This is a genomic window from Flavobacterium chungnamense, assembly GCF_039539165.1.
GTDB classification, from domain to species: domain Bacteria; phylum Bacteroidota; class Bacteroidia; order Flavobacteriales; family Flavobacteriaceae; genus Flavobacterium; species Flavobacterium chungnamense.
The window spans coordinates 190,701-212,512 of record NZ_BAABCS010000003.1; the positions used below are offsets into that span (position 1 = coordinate 190,701).

Below are 21,812 nucleotides of genomic sequence, written 5' to 3' on the forward strand. Positions count from 1 at the left end.
TTACTCCAAACTCAACGTAATTTGTCCATCATCATCTAATTCTGTTTGAATATCCTCAGAAACATTGTCTTCACCTGAAACTTCCATTTCTTCAGCAATTGGTTCTTCTGGCTCTTCGTATGGCAACGATTCAAGTAAATTTACTTGTTTCAGTTTATCAGCCGTCAATTGGTTACCCAATGCTTTTATCCCTTTTACCGCAATAAATTGTTCTAAATCTATCGTTTGATTTTCTTTTTGAACGCCTTTTACTTTTGTGAAAATAATTTCGGCAACTGGTCGCCAATCGGTAGAAACAATTTCTAATTGCGACTTTTCGTGTTCCGTAATGAAAATCTCTTCTTTGTTTTCGTTTTCAACCAAGAATCGTTTTACAAAATAGCGTTCTTTTTCACCATCATAATAAATAGTAGAAATTGGTTTTTTAGGATGCCATTTTTCAAGAACAATCATGTCTTCGTCAAAATGCGTCGTCAACTCTGGAATAATAGTTTTTAATTTTCCACTTTGATTAATAATCAACAAACGGTCGTTTGGTCTAAATTCGCCAAGCAACTCGCCTCTTCCATCAACATTCAATCTTTGAACTGTATCATCAAACCAAACTTTTCTCGGACGCAAAGTTGAAATTCCTTTCTCCTTCAATTCGATTTTCTTGATTGGATATTTAGTAACTGTATTTCCACGAGAAGCACGACCTTTTATAGCAATATCGGTAAAATCGACATCCCATTTTAATTTTTTTACACTTCCAACTTGGCGTAATAATATCGTTACAACTTCTGCTTCACCATTAGGATTTGCAGAAAAATACAATACTTGCGAACCTGGTTTTTCCTGTGTTAAATCATAAAATTTATCACGAGTCACACCTGAAACATTGAAACGTTTAATAAATGTAGAACCATTTTTACCATCACGGTAAATCATATTATAAATAGTTCGCTTATCATTTTTATCAAATACATCAATGTGAATAATATCTTTTCCAACGAATTTCTTGTCATCCACTTTAGCAATCATCATTTTCCCATCGCGCAAGAAAACGATAACATCATCAATATCAGAACAGTCAGCAACGTATTCGTCTTTTTTCAATCCAGTTCCAAAGAAACCTTCTTCTTTGTTTACGTATAATTTTGTATTTCTTAAAACTACTTTTGTAGCTTCAATATTTTCAAAACTTCTTAATTCCGTTTGACGCTCGCGACCTTTTCCGTATTTCTCTTTTAATTTGGCAAAATAATCTATGGCAAAATCAATTAGATTATCTAAATGATGTTGCACTTCTTTCATTTCGTCTTCCAATTTGGCAATAAAATCATCCGCTTTATCCGAGTCGAAACGCGTAATTCGAATCATCGGAATTTGGGTTAATTTCTGCAAATCTTCGTCTTCAATTTCACGTACAAATGATTTTTTGAATGGTTCAAATCGTTTGTACATATATTCGTAAAGCGATTCTCTATCAGAATACAATTTGAAATCGATGTACATTTCTTCACGAATGAAAATCTTTTCTAAAGTCGAAAAATGCCATTTGTTTTTAAGTTCTTCTAATTGAATTTCGAGTTCTTTCTTCAATAAATCAACTGTTCTTTCCGTCGAAATTTTCAACATATCAGAAACTCCGATGAACAATGGTTTGTTATCTTCAATTACACAACCCAAAGGAGCAACAGAGGTTTCACAAGCCGTGAAAGCATATAAAGCATCTATCGTTTTATCTGGAGAAACTCCTGGAAATAAATGAATTAGAATCTCAACTTCGGCAGCAGTATTGTCTTCAATTTTCTTGATTTTGATTTTACCTTTTTCATTGGCTTTCAAAATACTATCAATCAAAGTCGATGTATTGGTAGAAAACGGAATTTGAGTAATCACCAAAGTCTGTTTGTCCAATTGCGAGATTTTGGCACGAACCCGAACACGTCCGCCACGCAAACCATCGTTATAATTGGAAACATCGGCAATTCCAGCCGTTTGAAAATCTGGGTATAATGTGAAAGGTTTTCCTTTTAAAATTTTAATCGAAGCATCAATCAATTCGTTGAAATTGTGAGGTAGCACTTTAGTTGAAAGTCCAACCGCAATTCCTTCAGCGCCTTGAGCTAAAAGCAATGGGAATTTTACTGGAAGATTATTTGGCTCAGCACGACGACCATCATAAGAAACACCCCAATCGGTAATTTTTGGCGAATACAAAACTTCTAAAGCAAATTTTGACAAACGTGCTTCAATATACCTTGAAGCCGCAGCGCTATCTCCGGTTAGAATATTTCCCCAGTTTCCTTGACAATCAATCAGCAATTCTTTCTGACCAATTTGCACCATAGCATCACCAATACTCGCATCACCGTGAGGATGATACTGCATTGTGTGTCCAACTACATTGGCCACTTTATTATAACGACCATCATCCAACTCTTTTAGTGAATGCATAATACGACGTTGCACTGGTTTAAAACCATCTTCAATCGCAGGTACGGCACGCTCAAGAATTACATAGGAAGCGTAATCCAAAAACCAATCTTTGTACATTCCTGTAACTTTGGTGATGGTATCTTCTGGATTCTCGTCGTTTTCGTAAAAGTGATTTCCGCCTGTAGAAACTATGTCTTCAAAGCCTTCGTCTAAACTTTCGTCGTTGGTTGATTCGTCTAACTCGTCGTTAGTTTCTTCGTTAATGTTATCTTCTTCTTCGTCTTTCATTTATACTGAATATTTCAATACTCTTTTTTTTATTTTTCCACCAATTCCTTATCCAATTCCACTTTCAAGTTATTGATAATGAACGTTTGTCTATCAGGTGTATTTTTACCCATATAAAATTCTAACAACGTCTCTATTGATGTGGCTTTATCTAGCATTACTGGATCTAATCGAATGCTTTCTCCAATGAAATGTTTAAACTCATCAGGTGAAATTTCTCCTAATCCTTTGAATCGGGTTATTTCTGGTTTTGGTTTTAATTTCTCTATGGCGTCGCGACGTTCTTCGTCTGAATAGCAATAGATGGTTTCTTTTTTATTTCGAACACGGAATAATGGTGTTTGCAAAATATACAAATGACCTTCTTTAATCATTTCTGGAAAAAATTGAAGGAAAAACGTGATCAATAACAAACGAATGTGCATTCCATCGACATCGGCATCGGTTGCGATTACGATGTTGTTGTAACGCAAATCTTCGATGCTTTCTTCAATATCTAAAGCTGCTTGAAGCAAATTGAACTCTTCGTTTTCGTACACAATTTTCTTCGACATTCCATAAGAATTCAAAGGCTTACCACGCAAACTAAAAACTGCTTGTGTATTCACATCACGACTTTTGGTAATCGAACCCGAAGCCGAATCACCTTCGGTAATAAAAAGCGTACTCTCTAAACTTCGTGGATTTTTAGCATCGGTTAAATGCACACGACAATCGCGCAATTTCTTATTATGTAAACTTGCTTTTTTAGCTCTGTCTTTAGCTAATTTTCTAATTCCTGAAAGTTCTTTACGTTCGCGTTCGGCTTGCAAAATCTTACGCAAAAGTGAATCGGCAACTTCCGGATTTTTATGTAAAAAATTATCTAATTTGGTTGTAATAAAATCATGAATGAATGTTCGAACCGTCGGACCATTTGGACCTACATCGTTAGAACCCAATTTGGTTTTGGTTTGCGATTCGAAAACTGGCTCTTCCACTTTTATGGAAACCGCAGAAACGATTGATTTACGAATATCTGAAGCTTCAAAACCTTTGTTGTAATATTCACGGATAGTCTTTACAATAGCTTCTCGAAATGCGTTTAAGTGCGTTCCACCTTGTGTAGTATTTTGTCCGTTTACAAACGAATGATATTCTTCCGAATATTGTGATTTACTGTGTGTCAGCGCAATTTCAATATCATCACCTTCTAAGTGAATGATTGGATATTGCATATCGTCTTCAGCAATTGTTTCTTCTAATAAATCTTTTAAACCGAATTCTGAAAGGTATTTTTCACCATTGTAATATATTGTTAATCCGCGGTTTAGATAACAATAATTTTTGAGCATTTTGATAATATACTCGTTTCGGTATTTATAATTTTTGAAAATAACTTCGTCAGCAATGAAAGCAACTTTTGTTCCTTTTCGCTTAGTTGATTCAACAATTTCTTCTTCTAAAGTTAAATTTCCTTCTGAGAATTCGGCGGCTTTTTGTTGGTTATCACGAACCGATTCTACACGGAAATAATTGGACAAAGCATTTACCGCTTTGGTACCAACTCCATTTAAACCAACGGATTTTTTAAACGCTTTAGAATCGTATTTTCCACCTGTATTCATTTTGGAAACTACGTCAACGACTTTACCTAATGGAATTCCACGACCATAATCGCGAACGGTTACCAATTTATCTTTGATGGTTACTTCGATAACTTTTCCTGCACCCATAACGAATTCGTCGATGCAGTTGTCGATTACTTCTTTTAGTAAAATATAAATTCCGTCATCTGGAGAAGAACCGTCACCGAGTTTCCCGATGTACATTCCGGGACGCATTCGGATGTGTTCTTTCCAATCGAGTGAGCGTATATTGTCTTCGTTATATTGTGTTTCTTGAGCCATTTTAAAATGTATCGATTTTGTGCTAATATAGTGTATTTCGAGTCATTTTTGAAATGATATTTGTCAAAGTTATTAAGAATGTTTTTGACAATTTTTTTAAGAAAATAGAAAAAAGAGAATAGAAAAAAGAGGATAGATTTTGGAGATTTTTTTTACATTTGGGAAATTATGTGTGTGAGTTGCGGATAATTAAAAGTTAACTACCATTTTCGCTTACGAAACTGCTACAAACAAAATTTATATGAATTCTGAAAAAATTACATTAAAACCGAGAAATGCAATATTAGCATTTTTTTTAGCATTTCTTTTTCCAGGTTTTGGACAGGTTTATAATGGACAAATCAAAAAAGGTTTAATATTTCTTTTGATTACATTCACTATTCCTTTCATTTTAGGTTTTACAAGAATTGGCTTGTTTTTTCTTGGTTTTCTTTTTGTCATTATTATTGATTTTTCTTTTAGAATATTCGTAATATTTGACGCAGTAAAAAATGCAAAAAAACTAAAAAGCTATGAACTTAAATCATATAATAATTGGTATTATTATTTAATAATCATTATTGGAATAATTACAATAACTTGGTTTTATGATTATAATTTAGCAGTTGGAGTTAAAAGTTACAAAATACCAACAACATCAAACGAACCAACTCTAAATGTTGGAGATAAAGTTGTCGGAGATTTAAGAGCATTTAACAACATTAAACCAAATTATGGTGACATTGTAGTATTTCAAAAAAAAGACAGTCTAAATCCTTGGGTTTATAGAATTGTTGCTTTACCAAATGACAAACTAGAAATTAAAAACAACTTTCTAATAATTAATGGAAAAAAGTGTAAAATATCATTTATTAAAGAGACAAAAAGTGATGAGTTTAACGTAAATGAATATGAAGAAGAACTCCCAAATGGTCATAAACATAAAATATATACTTTTAAAAAACCATTTGAAGACAATAAAAATGCTGTAAACGAAATAATTATCCCTGCTAATTGTTATTATTTAATTGGTGATAACCGAGATAATGCAATGGATTCGAGATATATTGGTGTAATAAAAAGAGAAGAAATTATTGCAAAAGTTACGTTTGGATATTGGGGAAAAACAAATGACAGAATAAACATTAATTTTAGAGATAAATAAAAAAAACTTATGAAGGTTTCAATAAATGGCTAAAGGTTCCACAAAAAAACCGCAAAATCTATTTTTGCGGCTAGTCTATTTTCCATTTCCCTCCTGTCCCAAAGTTTCGGGAATCGAAGGACTTTTCTCTATTTTCTGAAAACTATACGTTAAATCTAAAATGCATCACATCCCCATCTTTAACGATATATTCTTTTCCTTCCACTCTAAGTTTTCCTGCTTCTTTACATTTAGCTTCTGAACCTAAAGAAGAATAATCTTCGAATGCAATAACCTCAGCACGGATGAATCCTTTTTCAAAATCGGTGTGGATTACTCCAGCTGCTTTTGGTGCTGTATCGCCAACGTTAATTGTCCAAGCGCGAACTTCTTTAACTCCTGCTGTGAAATACGTTTGTTGTTTTAATAATTTGTAAGCTGCACGAATTAAAACTGCCGAACCTGGTTCTGTCAATCCCATATCTTCTAAGAAAACTTGACGTTCTTCGTAGCTTTCTAATTCAGTAATATCTGCTTCTGCTCCTACTGAAAGTATGATAACTTCTGCATCTTCGTCTTTTACTAATTCACGAACTTGGTCAACATACTTGTTTCCGTTTACGGCTGAATTTTCGTCAACATTACAAACATAAAGTACTGGTTTATTTGTGATTAATTGAAAATCTTCTAATAATTCAATTTCGTCTTGATTTTGTGGCTCAACAGTTCTTGCAGATTTTGCTTGCAACAAGGTTTCACGAATTCTATCTAAAAGAGCTTTTTCTGTTTGCGCTTCTTTATTTCCTGTTTTTGCAGCACGATTTACTTTTTCTAAACGTTTTTCAACTGTTTCTAAGTCTTTCAATTGCAATTCAATATCAATAGTTTCTTTATCACGAATTGGATTTACATTTCCGTCAACATGAACGATATTATCGTTATCAAAACAACGCAAAACGTGAATAATAGCGTTACATTCTCTAATGTTTGCAAGGAATTGATTTCCTAAACCTTCACCTTTACTTGCTCCTTTTACTAATCCTGCAATATCAACGATATCAACAGTTGCCATTTGTACGCGTTCTGGTTTTACCAATTCTTCCAAACGATTGATTCTTGGATCTGGAACGTTTACCACCCCAATATTAGGTTCGATAGTACAAAACGGAAAGTTGGCACTTTGCGCTTTAGCATTTGATAAACAATTAAATAAAGTTGATTTTCCTACGTTTGGTAATCCTACAATTCCTGCTTTCATTAGTACGTTTTATTTTTAAAAGTGTGCAAATATAATCTTATTAATTGAAAGAATAAAAGATTTAAACATGCTTACTATTAGTTTATTTATAATTAAAATGTGGTAAATATATAAAAGTATCCAATTTTTATGTAACTGCTTCTAGATTAGCTGAATTAATTTTGTATAACATTAATTATTAAAATTTTACATTATGAAAACTATATTTATTGGACTACTATCATTGTCTACTACTGCAACTTTTCAGGCTCAAAACAAAAATATAAAAGACGAAACAAAAACAACTACAACCACTATTACTGATTCTAAAGGTGAGAAAACTTATATAAAGAAAGAAAATACGCTAGAAGTTCAAGAAATTGAATTGAAAGAGGAAAAACCAAATACATTGAATATTGAAACCAAAGATTCTCCAGTTGTAGTTACAACTACTACAAAAATCACTAATCCTGATGGAAGTACTCGTACAGTTGATGTAGATCGTTCATCTTACTATATGTATGACAACAAAAAATACAATGTTAAACTTGATGCTAATGGTTATAGAATAATAGGTGATGATACTAAAAAAAGTGCTTTATTAAGAAAAACATCTACTAATAGTTTTATTTATTATAATGGTAAAGAAACCTCTATTGGTTATTTTGACACTGATGGAAATTTAGTTTTAGAAACCTATAATTCAAAAACAGATTCAGTTTCATATCAAACTTATGTTATTGTTAAACAGTAGAAAAATGAGCGAGTCAAAAGTATTTTAAAATACTTTTGATTCACTATTTAATCATCAATACTCAAAATTATCTTTTCCTCTTCTTCTGTAGCAACCATTCCAGAGATTTCCCAATAATTACTTAGGATTGTATTTTTCTTATTGAATAAGGTTTTATCTTTAAATACCTCACTTTCCTTGAAGCTATAATTTTGATTACTGAAATTAGTAGTTATAAAGTAATTCCTAACTTCTATATCTGTCGTTTTATTCTTAAAAATCTTTTCATATCCGATTTCCTCTTTTGAACCAATTAAATAATAATTATTGGAGTCAAATCGATACATAGTTTTAAAGAAAGATTTATAAATATGCTTACCATTTTTTCCTGTTTTATCTTTTGCTTTTGCAAATGAAGTTGGAGAAATCTCGGAACTAACTTCAATAATTATCTTTCTCTTTCTATCATAAGTTATAGTGTAGTCGTCTAACATGGCTGAACTAATATCTGCTGGTATAGCAGTCATAACATAGTAATCTTCATTGACAGGATGTGCTTTTACTAAAAAATCGTATTCTTTCTTAGCTTTAGGTTCCAATAGCGGATTCAAATATTTGAAGTTGTAATAGTTTTGCATAATATTATTCAAATTGTATCCTACAAGTTCATCCATTATATAATCTTCAACCAATCCGAAAGACCTATTTTGCTCTACCAAAATTGTTGTACTAAAATCATTTGGCTTTCCTGAAAGTTGAAAATTCATGAGTCCATCATTGTAATTTGAATAAACTCCGTTACGTTTAAAAAACTCTCTAGAATATACTTTCAATCGTGCAGGAACCGTAAGTTTTTTGGAAGAATTTTCTATTAAAGAAGCGAGTATTTTTTGTGGATGTTGCTTTGTTAAAATTATTTCATCTAATTTATTAAAACTACTTTTAAGAAAGATTACTGTTTCTTTTTCTTTTAATATTGTAGACCTAATTGTTTGAGAAACATAGGAAGTATGCGTTATTTGTATATTGGAAATTCCTTTTAGGAGAAAACTGACTTTTCCTTCAGCATTACTTAAATTAAGTTGCTTTGTTTTTAAGACTAAAACAGTAGCATCTTCAATAGCTAAATTAGTATCTGCATCTTTAAGAATTATAGATTTTTCTACCTCTTGTGAATAAAGATGACTTGAAAAAAATAAAAAAACAAATGCAATAAAATACTTCATACATGAATTAGTTTATTAACAAATATATAAATTCTTTTAAAACATTGATAAATAATAGATTAAATATGTTTTCAAAAATAATAACCTTTTAAAATAAAAACAAAAAAACCACCAACTATATCAACAATTGGTGGTTTACTTTGTATTTCATAAAAAAATAAGTTACTCGTTATGTAAAAACGATTGTCTGTTTAAAAGTGTCTCTTCACTTTCAACATGATTGTCGTCAGGAATACAACAATCTACAGGACAAACTGCTGCACACTGAGGTTCTTCATGAAAACCTTTACATTCAGTACATTTTCCAGGCACAATGTAGTAAACATCATCAGATACTGGTGTTTGAGCAGCATCAGCATCTACTTCCGTTCCGTCTGGAAGAATCACTTTTCCTCGTAACTTTGTTCCGTCTTTGTATCTCCAATCATCTGCACCTTCATAGATTGCAGTATTTGGACATTCTGGCTCACATGCACCACAATTGATACATTCGTCTGTTATTATGATTGCCATCTTTAATTTTAGATATTAAATTTTAGATATTAAATTTAAGATATTAGATTTAAAAAATCCTTAATCCTAAATGATTTGTTTAATTTTGTGCAAAATTACAATCAAAACCATTCATAAACAAGTTACAAATGTTACAAAAAGAAAAAATTAACGCTTTTGTAGAATTAGGAAAGTTTTTAAGCCAATTTTCGTTGGATAATAACACCAAAAATGAAGCTGTCCTAAATAATGATTTGTTTTATAATGATTTTATAAGTTTGATTGAATTATCACAATCCCATAATGGTTGGTTTACACCTGAACAAGTTTATTTTGCTATAAATTCTTGGGCAGAAGCTTTGACAGAAGAAAATTTAGACAAATGGTTATCTAGCTATGATTTTTCAAATGTGCAACCAAAAACAGTTGGACTAATCCTTGCCGGAAACATTCCATTAGTTGGTTTTCATGATTTTTTATCGGTCGTAGTTTCTGGTCATAAAGTTTTGGTAAAGACATCTTCCAACGATCAAAAATTATTACCATTTCTTTCCAATTATCTAATTTCAGTTAATTCTGAATTAGAAAATTACATCAAATTTACAGAAGGAAAATTAGAAAATTTTGATGCTGTAATTGCCACTGGAAGTAATAATACAGCAAGATATTTCGAATTTTACTTCAAAGACAAGCCAAGTATTATTCGTAAAAATAGAAATTCAGTTGCCATTTTAACTGGAAATGAGTCGCATGAGGATTTAGTGAATTTAGGTGAAGATATTTTTAGATATTTTGGGTTAGGTTGTCGCAATGTTTCAAAACTTTTTGTTCCAAAAGACTACAATTTTGAAAATTTCTTTAAAGCCATTTACGAATATAAGGATGTGATTTTTTACGAAAAATATTCTAATAATTACGATTATAACAAAGCCGTTTTCTTGATGAGTAATTTCAAATTGTTGGATAATGAATTTCTAACAATCAAAGAAGATACGAGTTATTCGTCACCTATTTCATCTGTTTTTTATGAATATTATGACGATTTGAATGATATAAAATCACGTTTAGAAAACGATGCCGACCAAATTCAATGCATTGTTTCAAAAGATGCAATAGAAAATTCAATACTATTTGGACAAACCCAAAAACCAAATCTTTGGGATTATGCTGATAACGTTGACACTTTAGCATTTCTAAAGGAAATTTGATTGCGTTTTTCTCAAAAATTGTTATAAACTATAACGATTTCGTTAATAACAAGGGCTGATTATTGTCAAATTCTAACCGCTTTTTTGTAGGCTATTTACGAAATTTGCGCCTTAAAATTTGCATTAACTTAACAATGAAAAAACACAACTACAGCGCCGGACCATGTATTCTTCCTCAAGAAGTATTTGAAAAATCAGCACAAGCCATTTTAAATTTTAACAATTCTGATTTATCTATTTTAGAAATTTCGCACAGAAGTAAAGATTTTGTTGCCGTAATGGACGAAGCAAGAGCTTTAGTTTTAGAACTTTTAGGATTGGAAGGTAAAGGATATCAAGCATTATTTTTAGCTGGTGGAGCTAGTTTAGAATTCTTGATGGTTCCATATAACTTAATGAAAACGGATGGAAAAGCTGCCTATTTAGACACTGGAACTTGGGCAAGTAATGCTATTAAAGAAGCAAAACATTTTGGTGAAACAATAATTGTAGGTTCATCTAAAGAGCAAAATTACAATCACATTCCAAAAGGATTTGCAATTCCTGAGGATGCTTCTTATTTTCATTGTACAAGCAACAATACCATTTTTGGGACGCAAATGAAATCGTTTCCAACAACAAATGTTCCTGTAGTTTGTGATATGAGTTCTGATATTTTTTCTAGAACATTAGATTTTTCAAAATTTGATTTGATTTATGCAGGAGCTCAAAAAAATATGGGACCTGCTGGAGCAACATTAGTAGTTGTAAAAGAAGAAATTTTAGGTAAATCTGGAAGATATATACCAAGTATGTTAGATTATGAAAAGCATATTAAAGCAGAAAGTATGTACAATACGCCACCTGTTTTTCCTATTTATGCATCACTTTTAACTTTACAATGGTTGAAAAATCTTGGAGGAATTGCTGCAATTGAAAAAATCAATGAAGCTAAAGCCAATTTATTATACGCTGAAATCGATAGAAATCCATTATTTAAAGGAACTGCAGCCGTTGAAGATAGAAGTATCATGAACGCAACGTTTTTATTAAATGATGAAATCCACGCTCCTATTTTCGATAAAATGTGGAAAGAAGCAGGAATTTCTGGATTGTCCGGACATCGCTCTGTTGGAGGTTATCGTGCTTCAATGTACAATGCTTTACCATTAGAAAGTGTTCAATTATTGGTTGATGTGATGAAAGAGCTTGAAGCTAAAATTTAAAAAAACAAAACATAAATTATAAAAATGAGTTTTAAATTTTAAACTCATAAACCCTTAAAATCATAAACTCAAATTATGAAAGTATTAGCTAACGACGGAATTTCAAAAAGCGGTATCAAAGCTTTAGAAAAAGGTGGATTTGAAGTAATTACTACCAAAGTAGCTCAAGAACAAGTTGCCAATTTCATCAATTCGAATAATGTTGATGTAATTTTAGTTAGAAGTGCAACCAAAGTTCGTAAAGATATTATAGATGACTGTCCAAATCTGAAAATCATTGGTCGCGGTGGCGTTGGGATGGATAATATTGACGTTGAATATGCGCGTTCCAAAGGAATTCATATAATCAACACACCAGCATCTTCATCAGAAAGTGTTGCGGAATTAGTTTTTGCGCACTTATTTACTGGAGTTCGTTTCTTACATGATTCTAATAGAAATATGCCTCTTGAAGGTGATACTAATTTTGAAGGTTTGAAAAGAGCATATGCAAATGGTATCGAACTTCGTGGCAAAACATTAGGAATAATTGGTTTTGGAAGAATTGGTCAAGCGGTTGCTAAAATGGCACTTGGACTTGGAATGAAAGTAATTGCCGCGGATAAATTTTTAAATAATGCCGAAATCAGAGTTGATTTTTACACAGGACAATTTATCAATGTAGATATCGTTACAGAACCATTGGAAGATTTATTCAAACATTCGGATTTTATTACACTTCACGTTCCTGCACAAGAAGGTTATGTAATTGATGCCGATGAAATTGCACAAATGAAAAACAATGTAGGAATAGTAAATTGTGCTCGTGGTGGCGTAATAAACGAAGTTGCTTTAATTGAAGCTTTAGATAATGATAAAATTCTATTTGCAGGTTTAGATGTTTTTGAAAACGAACCAACTCCAGAAATCCAAATTTTGATGCATCCTAGAATTTCGTTAACACCACATATTGGTGCTGCAACTCTTGAAGCGCAAGATAGAATTGGAACCGAACTAGCAGAACAAATCATTGGTTTAGTAAAGAAGTAATCAACTTTAAAAAAATATAATCCAAATCTGAAGTAAAATTTAGATTTGGATTTTTTTGTAGAATAAATTTGACTTTTAAAAATTTGCTTTTAAACTTTTATACCTTTGTTAAAACTAAAAACAAAAAACTATGTTTGAACAACTTACAGAATTAGTAAAGCAATATGGTGGTGATGCAGTAGTCAACAATCCTGCAGTGCCAAATGAACAAAATGAAGCCGTAATGGAAGAAGCTGGAGGTTCAATCCTTTCAGGTTTAAAAGATATGGTTGCTAGTGGAAATATTAGTGATTTAGCAGGATTACTTTCAGGTAAAACTCCAATTGACATGAATAATCCGGTAGTTCAAGAATTAACTGGAAAAGTGACTGGAAATCTTGGTGAAAAATTTGGATTATCATCAGAAGCTTCTGGTAGTGTTGCTGGTGGATTAATTCCTCAAATATTAGGTGGATTAATTAATAAAGCTCAAGATCCAAATCAACCGGGATTTAATATCTCAGATTTAATTAGCTCCATTTCAGGCGGAAATGGTGGTGGATTGATGGATGCTGTTTCTAAATATGGTGGCCAATTTGGTTTAGACCAAGATGGTGACGGACAAGTTGGAATGAGCGAGGCAATTTCTGCAGTTACTAAAAAATCTGGTGGACTTGGAGGTTTACTAGGAAAACTTTTTGGAGGAAAATAAATAAAAAATTAAAAATTAATATTTACCATCACTTTTAGTGATGGTTTTTTTATTTAAAACCAACTGATAATCTGCGAATTATACAATATTTGAGTTTCTTTATATAACATTTTAAGCTTTGTATTCTTGTAGCTTTGTTTAGATATCAATTGATAGAATGTCATTAATAATCTAAAGCTAAACAATGAAAACACCAAAAAGATTATCCATATGGATGGATCATTCCGTAGCACATTTAATGGAAATTTCAAATCAACCATTTGAAATTAAAACTATAGATTCCAATTTTACTAATGAAGTTAAACTTGAGAGCATTAAACATGGCGAAAATTCTATGCACAATAAAGAACAACAACTCATGCTAACCTTTTATAAAAAATTGGTCAAAATCATTAAAAATTATGACGAAATATTATTATTTGGTCCAACAAATGCAAAAAACGAATTGCATAATCTCATCGAAAAAGACCATCAAATTGCATCTACTACCAAAATAAAAATTAAAGAAACCGATAAGATGACTCAAAAGGAACAAGAAGCTTTTATAAAAAATCATTTTGAAAATTTGAACGCTAATTATAATGTATTATTTGATAAATAAAAAATTATGGAAAATTCAAAGGATAAAAAACAGGATTCTGGTCCAAATGAAGCTAAAGAGCAATTGAATAGTTTTCCTGATTATCCTCAATATCCTGAAAAAGAGGATATTTATAATAAATTTGATAAAGAATCCGATATTGATCCTGAAGATATTACTTTAAATAAATCGGTTATAGAAATTGACAACACTAATGAATTCAACTCGAAAGATTTTGATGAAGATCAAACTGGCGAAGATTTAGATATTCCAGGTTCTGAACTCGATGATCATTTAGAGAATATAGGAAGCGAAGACGAAGAAAACAACTATTACAGCATTGGTGGTGACAATCATAACGATTTAGAAGAAAATAAAGAAGAGTAATTATGAAAAAATATGGCTTAATTTTAAAAATCATAAAAATAAAATAAGCATATCAATGTTATTTTGTCAAGAGAAGAATATTTCACCAAATAAAATGATGTTTGGTACTAACAAATTACATTTATATTTAATTTCTATAAAAAAAGTATTTCAATTATTGAGGTACTTTTTTTGTTAAAAAATTATAAATCAAATCACAATAGACTGATTTTTAGTAACTTTATAAAAAAATAATCTAGTGAAAAATCTAATTTACGTTTTTGTAATACTTCTTTTTATAATTGGATGCTCTTCATCAAACAAATCTATTTCAAAAACTAATGAGAATTATACAAAAGCATCAGACACTATTAGAATTGCAAATGACTCCTTAGAATATGAAGTAATAATCATTGATGGTGGATTTACTTCTTGGCTCAATAGTATGGCTAAACCACGCGGATTTTACACAGAAAATTATCTGGAATCTAGAAATAAGGTTTATGTTTCTGAATGGAATCGAAGAGTACTTTTACCTCAGCATTACAATCCAAATTTGTATGAAATGCAAATCAACTATGATTATACTACCAAATATGGTTATGAAGTAAACTACTTGATTTATAATTATTTCATTTATTTTCAATTAACCTACAAACAACAACTCTCCGGATTTGTACCACGTCCATAAATTGAGTAAATTTGCACTTTATTTCAAAAAATGGGAAGCTTTAAAGAACGTTGGAACATAACATCAGATTGGCAAGTAGTTGTTATACTTGTTGTATTTGCAGTTACAGGCTCAACATCAGCACTTATTGCAAAACCCATTTTAGCACTTTTCGGAATTACAAAAGAAGGTGTTTCCTTGTGGCTTTATTATCCTTTATACATTGTGATGATTTTTCCTGTTTACCAAGTTCTTCTGGTAAGTTTCGGATTCTTGTTCGGTCAATTCAAATTCTTTTGGGCTTTTGAAAAGAAAATGCTTCGCAGCATGAAATTGGGATTCATCGCAGATTTTTTTGAAAAATAAAAAAAAGGAACTATTGAAGTTCCTTTAAATTATTATCCTCTTGATTTTTAATCACATAAGTGTAAATCCATGTCAACGTAAATGTTGGAATAAAATCACTAAAAGGTAAAATTTCCTCCAAAAACTCAATTATTCCACCCACTTTACCAATGGAACCTTTATACATATAAGATAACATAAAAGCAGCTAATGGTGCCCAAATGGTATCTGCAAGTTCTCCTAAAAACGGAACTAAATAGGTTAACATCCCAACCAAATCAAGAAAAATACCTAAAAATAAATTTCTTTGCTTGTTACTTAAGTTGGTCAATGCATCCGATTGTAATATCATTTCTAATTAAATTTATAATTTGGAAATGATATTACAAATCTAATGCCAAACTATTTTGGTTGATTAATCATGTTGAAAAAGTCATTTCTATTTTCTTTTTCATTAAAAATTCCACCGTATTGAATGGTTGAAGTGTAACTCGATTCGTCTTTAATTCCACGACTTGACACACACAAATGTGTTGCTTCCATCACAACAATTACATTATCAGTTTCTAAAACTGTTTTCAATTCGTTGTAAATTTGCATAATCAAACGCTCTTGCACTTGCGGACGACGAGAATAATAATCAACAATTCTGTTCAATTTTGATAATCCAATAACTTTTCCGCTTGATACATAACCAATGTGAGCTTTTCCAACTATTGGTAAAAAGTGATGTTCACATGTAGAATTAAAAGTAATATTAGCTTCCACCAACATCTTGTCATAATTATAACTGTTGTCAAAAACCGATATTTTTGGTTTATTAGCAGGATTTAATCCCGAAAATATTTCTTGAATAAACATTTTAGCAACTCTGTGAGGCGTTCCTTGAAGACTATCATCCGTCATGTCTAATCCCATTTCTTCCATAATGATATGGAAATGCTTTTCGATGGTATGCATTTTGTCAGCATCCGATTTGTCAAATGCATCAGGACGCAAAGGAGTATCTGCTGATGTCATCTGATGATTATCGCCAATCAATTCGTAAATTTCTTTTTCAATTAATGTGTTCATGGCTATTTTATTTTTGGGTTTATTTTGTTTAACAAATTTACAATAATTTTAAACAAAAGATTATCTTTAACTTTTATTTATTATTTATTCAACGATAAAAAAAATCTATATCAGTCATTTTTTATAAAATACTTTGTTACTTTGTGAAAAATTGAAGCATGATAACAGCCAAAAATATTCACAAGTTTTATAATAGTTTACAAGTCTTAAAAGGTGTTGATTTGCATATAAAAAAAGGTGAAATTGTATCCATTGTAGGTGCATCAGGTGCAGGAAAAACAACGCTATTGCAAATCCTAGGAACGTTAGACAAACCTTCTTTAGAAAATGGAACTTCATTAACTATAAATGATGAAGATATTTTGAAGATGAACGATAAATTGTTATCTAAATTTAGAAACCAACATTTGGGATTTATTTTTCAATTTCATCAGTTATTACCTGAATTTACAGCTTTAGAAAATGTATGTATTCCAGCTTACATTGGAGGAAAAGAAAAAAAAGAAACCGAAACAGAAGCCAAAAGATTACTTGATTATTTGGGATTATCACACAGAATTGATCACAAACCAAACGAACTTTCAGGTGGCGAACAACAAAGAGTTGCTGTTGCAAGAGCATTAATTAACAAACCCGCAGTGATTTTTGCCGATGAACCTTCTGGGAATTTAGATACAGCTTCGGCTGAAAATTTACATCAATTGTTTTTCAAACTTCGTGATGAATTTGGGCAAACCTTCGTAATTGTAACTCATAATGAAGAATTAGCCAACATGGCAGACCGAAAATTAGTCATGGTTGATGGATTGATTTCAAAATAAAATTTATGCTTCTAATACTTCTATCATGGATTTATATTCTTTTCACCACAATCAATCTTGGTTTTGGTTTTGATAGATGTATTGGATTGAAAAATAAAAATGTCGCGATTACATCTATTTTGGGATTATTTTCTGTTACTATTCTTGCCAGTATTTGGGCAATTTTTGGTAGAATCAATATCGAATTTCATGGATTTCTTTTAATTCTAAATCTTTTACTTTTTTTCAAATTCCAAAAAGAGATTATTGAAAACTATAAAAGCTTTTGGATTGAACTACAATCACTATCAAAAACACTGCAACTCTTTTTATTCACAATCACTTTAATGATTGTTGCGCAATGCAGCTCCATTCCGTATGTAATTGATAATGAATCTTATTACATTCAGACCATCAAATGGATTAACGAATACGGATTTGTAAAAGGAATTGTGAATTTGCATTTTTTTCTTGGTCAAACAAGCGGTTGGCACATTACACAAAGTGTTTTTAATTTTTCATTTTTATATTCAAATTTTAATGATTTAAGTGGTTTTGTAATGCTTTTAGGAGCAGTATTTTCAATCCAAAAACTTGATGAGTTTTCCCAAAATAAAAACTCCAACTATCTTTTGATAGGATTATTTCCGATAACGAGTATTTTTCTTTTTCAATTTATTAGCGCGCCATCGCCTGATATTCCGGTTTATGTTTTATCGTTTATCATCTTTTTTTACTTTTTAGAAAATTTCAAAAAGTGCACTGTTGAAGTATTTAATTTGATTGTAATTCTGATACTTTTTACGCTTTACATTAAAAATACAACTTTAACTTTCGTACTAATTCCAATAGTTTTATTGATTCAAAATTTCAAAATTCTTTCTAAAAACTTATCAAAGTCGTTTCTATTGGCAAGTATCATTTTAGTGCTTTTTGTAACTAAAAACATGATTATTTGTGGTTCGCCAGTTTTTCCATCCAAATTATTTTCATCATTAACTATGGATTACGCGATTCCAGATAGTATCGAAAGTTTTTATTACGATCAATTAAAATATTATGGTTACTTCGTCGATTTGCAACAATACAACTCAATGTCGGCTTTCGATTTATTTTTAAGATGGCTATCACTTCCAAAACTCAATGGTTTATTCAATAAAATCAGTATTGTACTTCTACTAATTACACCCTTTTTTATCTATAAATTCCAAAATAAAAAAGCAGTTTGGACACTTTATATTTTAATGGTTTTACAATTAATTATCCTTTTTTCAACATCACCACAATATAGATTTTTTATGAATTTCATTTTATTCTTTTCCTTATTTTGCTTCATTTGTTTATTTCAAAATAAAAGAATAATCAATACTTTTTTATTACTTTCATTAGTCCCAACATTACTAATTCTCTTTCTTCCTGTAAATTTAAATCGATTTTCAAATTACAAATTCATGATGAAAGTCAGTAATTTTTCAACTAAAAACATAGTCTTTCCGTATGAAAACACTAAAAACAACACTTCATTTGAAGTCATTCAATTAGGAAATTTAAAATACAACTCTCCTATCCAAAACGATTTCTTTTGGGCTAGCGGAAACGGAGCATTACCTTGCGTAAATAAAGACCAAATTGCTTATTTCAAAAAATACTTTTATATCATTCCACAACAAAGAAGCAAAGATTTAAAAGATGGATTTTATGCCAAAAAAATCAACAAAAATGACTAATTCTGAACTAAAATCATTCCTCGACGAGAAAGTAGAACTATACAACAATCCGAAGTTTATTGAAAGTGATCCGATACAAATTCCGCATGCTTTCTCATTGAAAGAAGACATTGAAATTGCAGGATTTTTATCGGCAACAATTGCTTGGGGAAACCGTAAAATGATTATCAATAACGCTAAAAAAATGATGGATTTTATGGGAAATTCACCATACGATTTTATACTAAACCATCAAGATTATCAACTTGAAAAATTAGAAAATTTTGTTCATCGAACCTTCAATGGTGGCGATATGATTACGTTTGTCAAAGGATTACAAAATATTTACACCAATCATAATGGCTTGGAAGCCGTATTTTCTAAAAACATTGAGAAAGATTCCATGCAAAAAAGTATTTCCGAATTTAAGAAAGTATTCTTCGAAATCAATCATCAAAGTCGTACCCAAAAACATATTTCTGATCCTTTAAATAATTCGGCAGCCAAAAGAATCAACATGTTTCTTCGTTGGATGGTTCGAAACGATAAAAAAGGAGTTGATTTTGGTATTTGGAAAACCATTCCAACATCAGCATTGTCTTGTCCATTAGATGTCCACTCTGGAAATGTAGCTCGAAAATTAGAATTACTTTCAAGAAAACAAAACGACGCAAAAGCTCTTTCAGAATTAGACACCAACCTCAGAAAATTAGACCCAAATGATCCTGTAAAATATGATTTTGCATTATTTGGTTTGGGCGTTTTTGAAAAGTTTTAAATTAATAGTTACGCATTTTTTTAAAAGCATCACTTTTGGCGATAAGAAATTCATAAATTCTAAGGTATTCCATTTCTTTCATTAAAACAGAAGATTGCGCATCTACATCACAGTATTCTTTGAATATAGTTATATCTTCTTCTTTTAATTTTAAAGTTTTAACATAAAAATCTTTGTCAAAATTAGACTCCAAATAATCGATAAAACGAACTTTTTCATTCTTTTTATCATCATCATCACCAAAAAGACTTTTCACAAACTTTGATACTCCTTTACCCATTCTAACAAAATCAACCCCATTAGGAGTCCTTCCGTCATAAACACCTACAACTTTTGGTGTTGAAATCTCTTTTGCAACTGTAATCTTATCAATATCCTCCTGACTTACGATATTTTTATACTTAAATTTGTTAGCTACTTTAACTTCATCAAGTTCAATTGGCATTTTAGATAAATTAATCTGTAGCCAATTAGCATCAATGTCTTTTTGAGCGATAATTAATTTATAGTTATTAAATTCATTTACAAAAATTAGAATTTTATCACCAACTGCTACTTTAATTTTGAACTCACCATTGCTATTAGTTACAACAAGCGTGTTTTGTGTAAAATTAATAACGTCAACTTTAGCCATTGAAAAATTGTCATTCACTACTTTTCCTGAAATCACTTTCTCAGTTTGAGAAGAAACATTTTGAATAAAAAAAAGTAAAATAAAAAAGTAGTATATCTTCATAAGGTTCTGTTATACTTGATAAAAGTATTGGAAACATTCAAAATAAAAACACAAGTAACCTATAATCTTATGTTAAATAAAAACTTACAACTGCAATACAAATAAGAAAAAGGAACCTCAAGCTCATTAAAATTTTAAGTTTTAATCAAATATAATTTGAACTAAAAATTGCAATTGATATTGATTTTTTTATGCTATTTTTGTCCAAATAATAACACAACAACACAACTATGCTTATCATCGGAATTGCAGGCGGAACAGGTTCAGGAAAAACAACTGTTGTTCACCAAATTATGAACGAACTCCCAGAAACTGAAGTCGGAATTATTTCTCAAGATTCTTACTACAAACAAAATGTAGGCATGAGTTATGAAGAAAGGAGCAACATCAATTTTGACCATCCACGTGCTATTGACTTTGAACTTTTAGTACAACATTTAAAAGAATTAAAAGCCGGAAAAACTATCGATCAACCTGTTTATTCCTTCGTAACGCACAACAGAACCGACGATACCATTTCAACGCATCCGAGAAAAGTAATGATTGTTGAAGGAATTCTTATCCTAACCAATCCAGAACTTCGCGAGATGTTTGATGTAAAAGTTTTCGTTCACGCCGATTCAGACGAGCGTTTAATTCGTCGTTTAAAACGTGATATTGCAGAGCGTGGTCGCGATATGGAAGAAGTTTTAAACCGCTACCAAACGACACTAAAACCAATGCACCAACAGTTCATCGAACCAACAAAAGCTTTTGCAGACATCATCATTCCAAACGACAAATACAACACCGTTGCTATCGATGTAGTTCGTGCCGTAATCAACCAACGCTTAGTCTAATTTTATATCTGAAATAAATGAAAAATTGGTTTCAAAACCTTATTAGTGATTTTCCGTTTCTTAAATTTTTAGGAAGCAAATACACTTTGGTTTCCTTATTTTTCATCGTTTGGATGCTCTTTCTTGATAATTATTCTTACATGGACAGTCGTGTTTTAGATAAAGAAATCAACGAATTAGAAGATAATAAAAAATACTACCAAGAAGAAATCGCCAAAGACCAACAAAGCATAAAAAACCTAAACAATCCAGGTCAAACCGAAAAATATGCTCGCGAGAAATACTACATGAAAAAAGATAGCGAAGACATATACATCATTGACATCGAAGAAGATAGAATTAAAGACAGTATAGAAGGAGCGAAGCAGTAGTC

Annotated in this window: 23 protein-coding genes; 15 read left to right on the forward strand and 8 right to left on the reverse strand. The window is 30.9% G+C overall.

The window, feature by feature from the left end; genetic code table 11:
- Together ABD771_RS01510 and ABD771_RS01515 are read right to left on the reverse strand one after the other, a co-directional pair.
- Positions 1 to 2,712 carry a DNA gyrase/topoisomerase IV subunit A gene (locus ABD771_RS01510; protein WP_345089630.1) on the reverse strand — a complete coding sequence of 904 codons (2,712 nt, stop codon included), beginning with the start codon at positions 2,710 to 2,712 and terminating at the stop codon, positions 1 to 3.
- A gap of 29 nt (positions 2,713 to 2,741) precedes the next feature.
- Positions 2,742 to 4,601 (reverse strand): DNA topoisomerase IV subunit B, encoded by a 1,860-nt coding sequence (locus ABD771_RS01515; protein WP_345089633.1) that lies wholly within the window; start codon positions 4,599 to 4,601, stop codon positions 2,742 to 2,744.
- A 241-nt stretch (positions 4,602 to 4,842) separates the two neighbouring features.
- Between ABD771_RS01515 and lepB the strand changes: the two genes are divergently transcribed.
- Complete coding sequence (gene lepB, locus ABD771_RS01520) at positions 4,843 to 5,745, forward strand: signal peptidase I (RefSeq protein WP_345089636.1); 903 nt, start codon at positions 4,843 to 4,845, stop codon at positions 5,743 to 5,745.
- Positions 5,746 to 5,887: 142 nt separating this feature from the next.
- Here lepB and ychF read toward each other — a convergent pair whose 3' ends face one another.
- Positions 5,888 to 6,982, reverse strand: a complete 1,095-nt coding sequence (gene ychF / locus ABD771_RS01525; protein WP_345089639.1) for a redox-regulated ATPase YchF — start codon at positions 6,980 to 6,982, stop codon at positions 5,888 to 5,890.
- A 193-nt stretch (positions 6,983 to 7,175) separates the two neighbouring features.
- On the opposite strand from ychF, the gene ABD771_RS01530 reads away from it, so the two are divergent.
- The gene (locus ABD771_RS01530) at positions 7,176 to 7,715 is read left to right on the forward strand and encodes a hypothetical protein (protein ID WP_345089642.1); all 540 of its coding nucleotides are present in this window, start codon (positions 7,176 to 7,178) and stop codon (positions 7,713 to 7,715) included.
- 47 nt (positions 7,716 to 7,762) lie between these two features.
- Here ABD771_RS01530 and ABD771_RS01535 read toward each other — a convergent pair whose 3' ends face one another.
- Entirely contained in the window at positions 7,763 to 8,920 is a 1,158-nt protein-coding gene (locus ABD771_RS01535) for a hypothetical protein (RefSeq protein ID WP_345089645.1), read from the reverse strand.
- A 162-nt stretch (positions 8,921 to 9,082) separates the two neighbouring features.
- Positions 9,083 to 9,433 (reverse strand): 4Fe-4S dicluster domain-containing protein, encoded by a 351-nt coding sequence (locus ABD771_RS01540; protein WP_345089648.1) that lies wholly within the window; start codon positions 9,431 to 9,433, stop codon positions 9,083 to 9,085.
- Positions 9,434 to 9,561: 128 nt separating this feature from the next.
- Here ABD771_RS01540 and ABD771_RS01545 point away from each other — a divergent pair, with 128 nt between their 5' ends.
- The 8 genes from ABD771_RS01545 to ABD771_RS01580 all read left to right on the forward strand — a co-directional run bounded on the left by ABD771_RS01545 (position 9,562) and on the right by ABD771_RS01580 (position 15,527).
- A complete protein-coding gene (locus ABD771_RS01545) occupies positions 9,562 to 10,620 on the forward strand; it encodes an acyl-CoA reductase (protein WP_345089651.1) in 1,059 nt (352 codons plus the stop codon).
- Positions 10,621 to 10,754: 134 nt separating this feature from the next.
- Positions 10,755 to 11,825, forward strand: a complete 1,071-nt coding sequence (gene serC / locus ABD771_RS01550) for a 3-phosphoserine/phosphohydroxythreonine transaminase (RefSeq protein ID WP_345089654.1) — start codon at positions 10,755 to 10,757, stop codon at positions 11,823 to 11,825.
- Positions 11,826 to 11,900: 75 nt separating this feature from the next.
- On the forward strand, positions 11,901 to 12,854 hold the full coding sequence (locus ABD771_RS01555) for a D-2-hydroxyacid dehydrogenase (protein ID WP_345089657.1): 954 nt from the start codon (positions 11,901 to 11,903) through the stop codon (positions 12,852 to 12,854).
- 130 nt (positions 12,855 to 12,984) lie between these two features.
- Complete coding sequence (locus ABD771_RS01560; protein WP_345089660.1) at positions 12,985 to 13,545, forward strand: hypothetical protein; 561 nt, start codon at positions 12,985 to 12,987, stop codon at positions 13,543 to 13,545.
- 184 nt (positions 13,546 to 13,729) lie between these two features.
- Entirely contained in the window at positions 13,730 to 14,146 is a 417-nt protein-coding gene (locus ABD771_RS01565) for a hypothetical protein (protein WP_345089663.1), read from the forward strand.
- Positions 14,147 to 14,152: 6 nt separating this feature from the next.
- Positions 14,153 to 14,512: a hypothetical protein gene (locus ABD771_RS01570; RefSeq protein WP_345089666.1), complete on the forward strand. Its 360-nt coding sequence runs from the start codon at positions 14,153 to 14,155 to the stop codon at positions 14,510 to 14,512.
- A 238-nt stretch (positions 14,513 to 14,750) separates the two neighbouring features.
- Positions 14,751 to 15,182, forward strand: a complete 432-nt coding sequence (locus ABD771_RS01575; protein ID WP_345089669.1) for a DUF6146 family protein — start codon at positions 14,751 to 14,753, stop codon at positions 15,180 to 15,182.
- A gap of 30 nt (positions 15,183 to 15,212) precedes the next feature.
- Positions 15,213 to 15,527 (forward strand): DUF6787 family protein, encoded by a 315-nt coding sequence (locus ABD771_RS01580; RefSeq protein ID WP_345089672.1) that lies wholly within the window; start codon positions 15,213 to 15,215, stop codon positions 15,525 to 15,527.
- 10 nt (positions 15,528 to 15,537) lie between these two features.
- Here the strand turns inward: ABD771_RS01580 and ABD771_RS01585 are convergent, their stop codons facing one another.
- Both ABD771_RS01585 and folE read right to left on the reverse strand, forming a co-directional pair.
- The gene (locus ABD771_RS01585) at positions 15,538 to 15,858 is read right to left on the reverse strand and encodes a hypothetical protein (RefSeq protein ID WP_345089675.1); all 321 of its coding nucleotides are present in this window, start codon (positions 15,856 to 15,858) and stop codon (positions 15,538 to 15,540) included.
- Between the two features lie 50 nt (positions 15,859 to 15,908).
- Positions 15,909 to 16,580, reverse strand: a complete 672-nt coding sequence (gene folE / locus ABD771_RS01590; RefSeq protein WP_345089678.1) for a GTP cyclohydrolase I FolE — start codon at positions 16,578 to 16,580, stop codon at positions 15,909 to 15,911.
- A 158-nt stretch (positions 16,581 to 16,738) separates the two neighbouring features.
- Between folE and ABD771_RS01595 the strand changes: the two genes are divergently transcribed.
- The 3 genes from ABD771_RS01595 to ABD771_RS01605 are packed head-to-tail and all read left to right on the forward strand — an operon-like array spanning position 16,739 to position 19,864.
- Positions 16,739 to 17,401 carry an ABC transporter ATP-binding protein gene (locus ABD771_RS01595; RefSeq protein ID WP_345089681.1) on the forward strand — a complete coding sequence of 221 codons (663 nt, stop codon included), beginning with the start codon at positions 16,739 to 16,741 and terminating at the stop codon, positions 17,399 to 17,401.
- A gap of 5 nt (positions 17,402 to 17,406) precedes the next feature.
- Positions 17,407 to 19,107 carry an LIC_10190 family membrane protein gene (locus tag ABD771_RS01600; protein WP_345089684.1) on the forward strand — a complete coding sequence of 567 codons (1,701 nt, stop codon included), beginning with the start codon at positions 17,407 to 17,409 and terminating at the stop codon, positions 19,105 to 19,107.
- On the forward strand, positions 19,100 to 19,864 hold the full coding sequence (locus ABD771_RS01605) for a TIGR02757 family protein (protein ID WP_345090049.1): 765 nt from the start codon (positions 19,100 to 19,102) through the stop codon (positions 19,862 to 19,864). The genes ABD771_RS01600 and ABD771_RS01605 overlap by 8 nt, the downstream gene beginning before the upstream one ends.
- 1 nt (position 19,865) lies before the next feature.
- Here ABD771_RS01605 and ABD771_RS01610 read toward each other — a convergent pair whose 3' ends face one another.
- On the reverse strand, positions 19,866 to 20,600 hold the full coding sequence (locus ABD771_RS01610) for a hypothetical protein (RefSeq protein WP_345089687.1): 735 nt from the start codon (positions 20,598 to 20,600) through the stop codon (positions 19,866 to 19,868).
- 230 nt (positions 20,601 to 20,830) lie between these two features.
- On the opposite strand from ABD771_RS01610, the gene udk reads away from it, so the two are divergent.
- Together udk and ABD771_RS01620 are read left to right on the forward strand one after the other, a co-directional pair.
- Positions 20,831 to 21,439, forward strand: coding sequence for a uridine kinase (gene udk, locus ABD771_RS01615; protein WP_345089690.1), 609 nt, complete (start codon positions 20,831 to 20,833; stop codon positions 21,437 to 21,439).
- A 17-nt stretch (positions 21,440 to 21,456) separates the two neighbouring features.
- Positions 21,457 to 21,810 (forward strand): FtsB family cell division protein, encoded by a 354-nt coding sequence (locus tag ABD771_RS01620; protein WP_345089693.1) that lies wholly within the window; start codon positions 21,457 to 21,459, stop codon positions 21,808 to 21,810.
- The last annotated feature ends 2 nt before the right edge of the window (positions 21,811 to 21,812 follow it).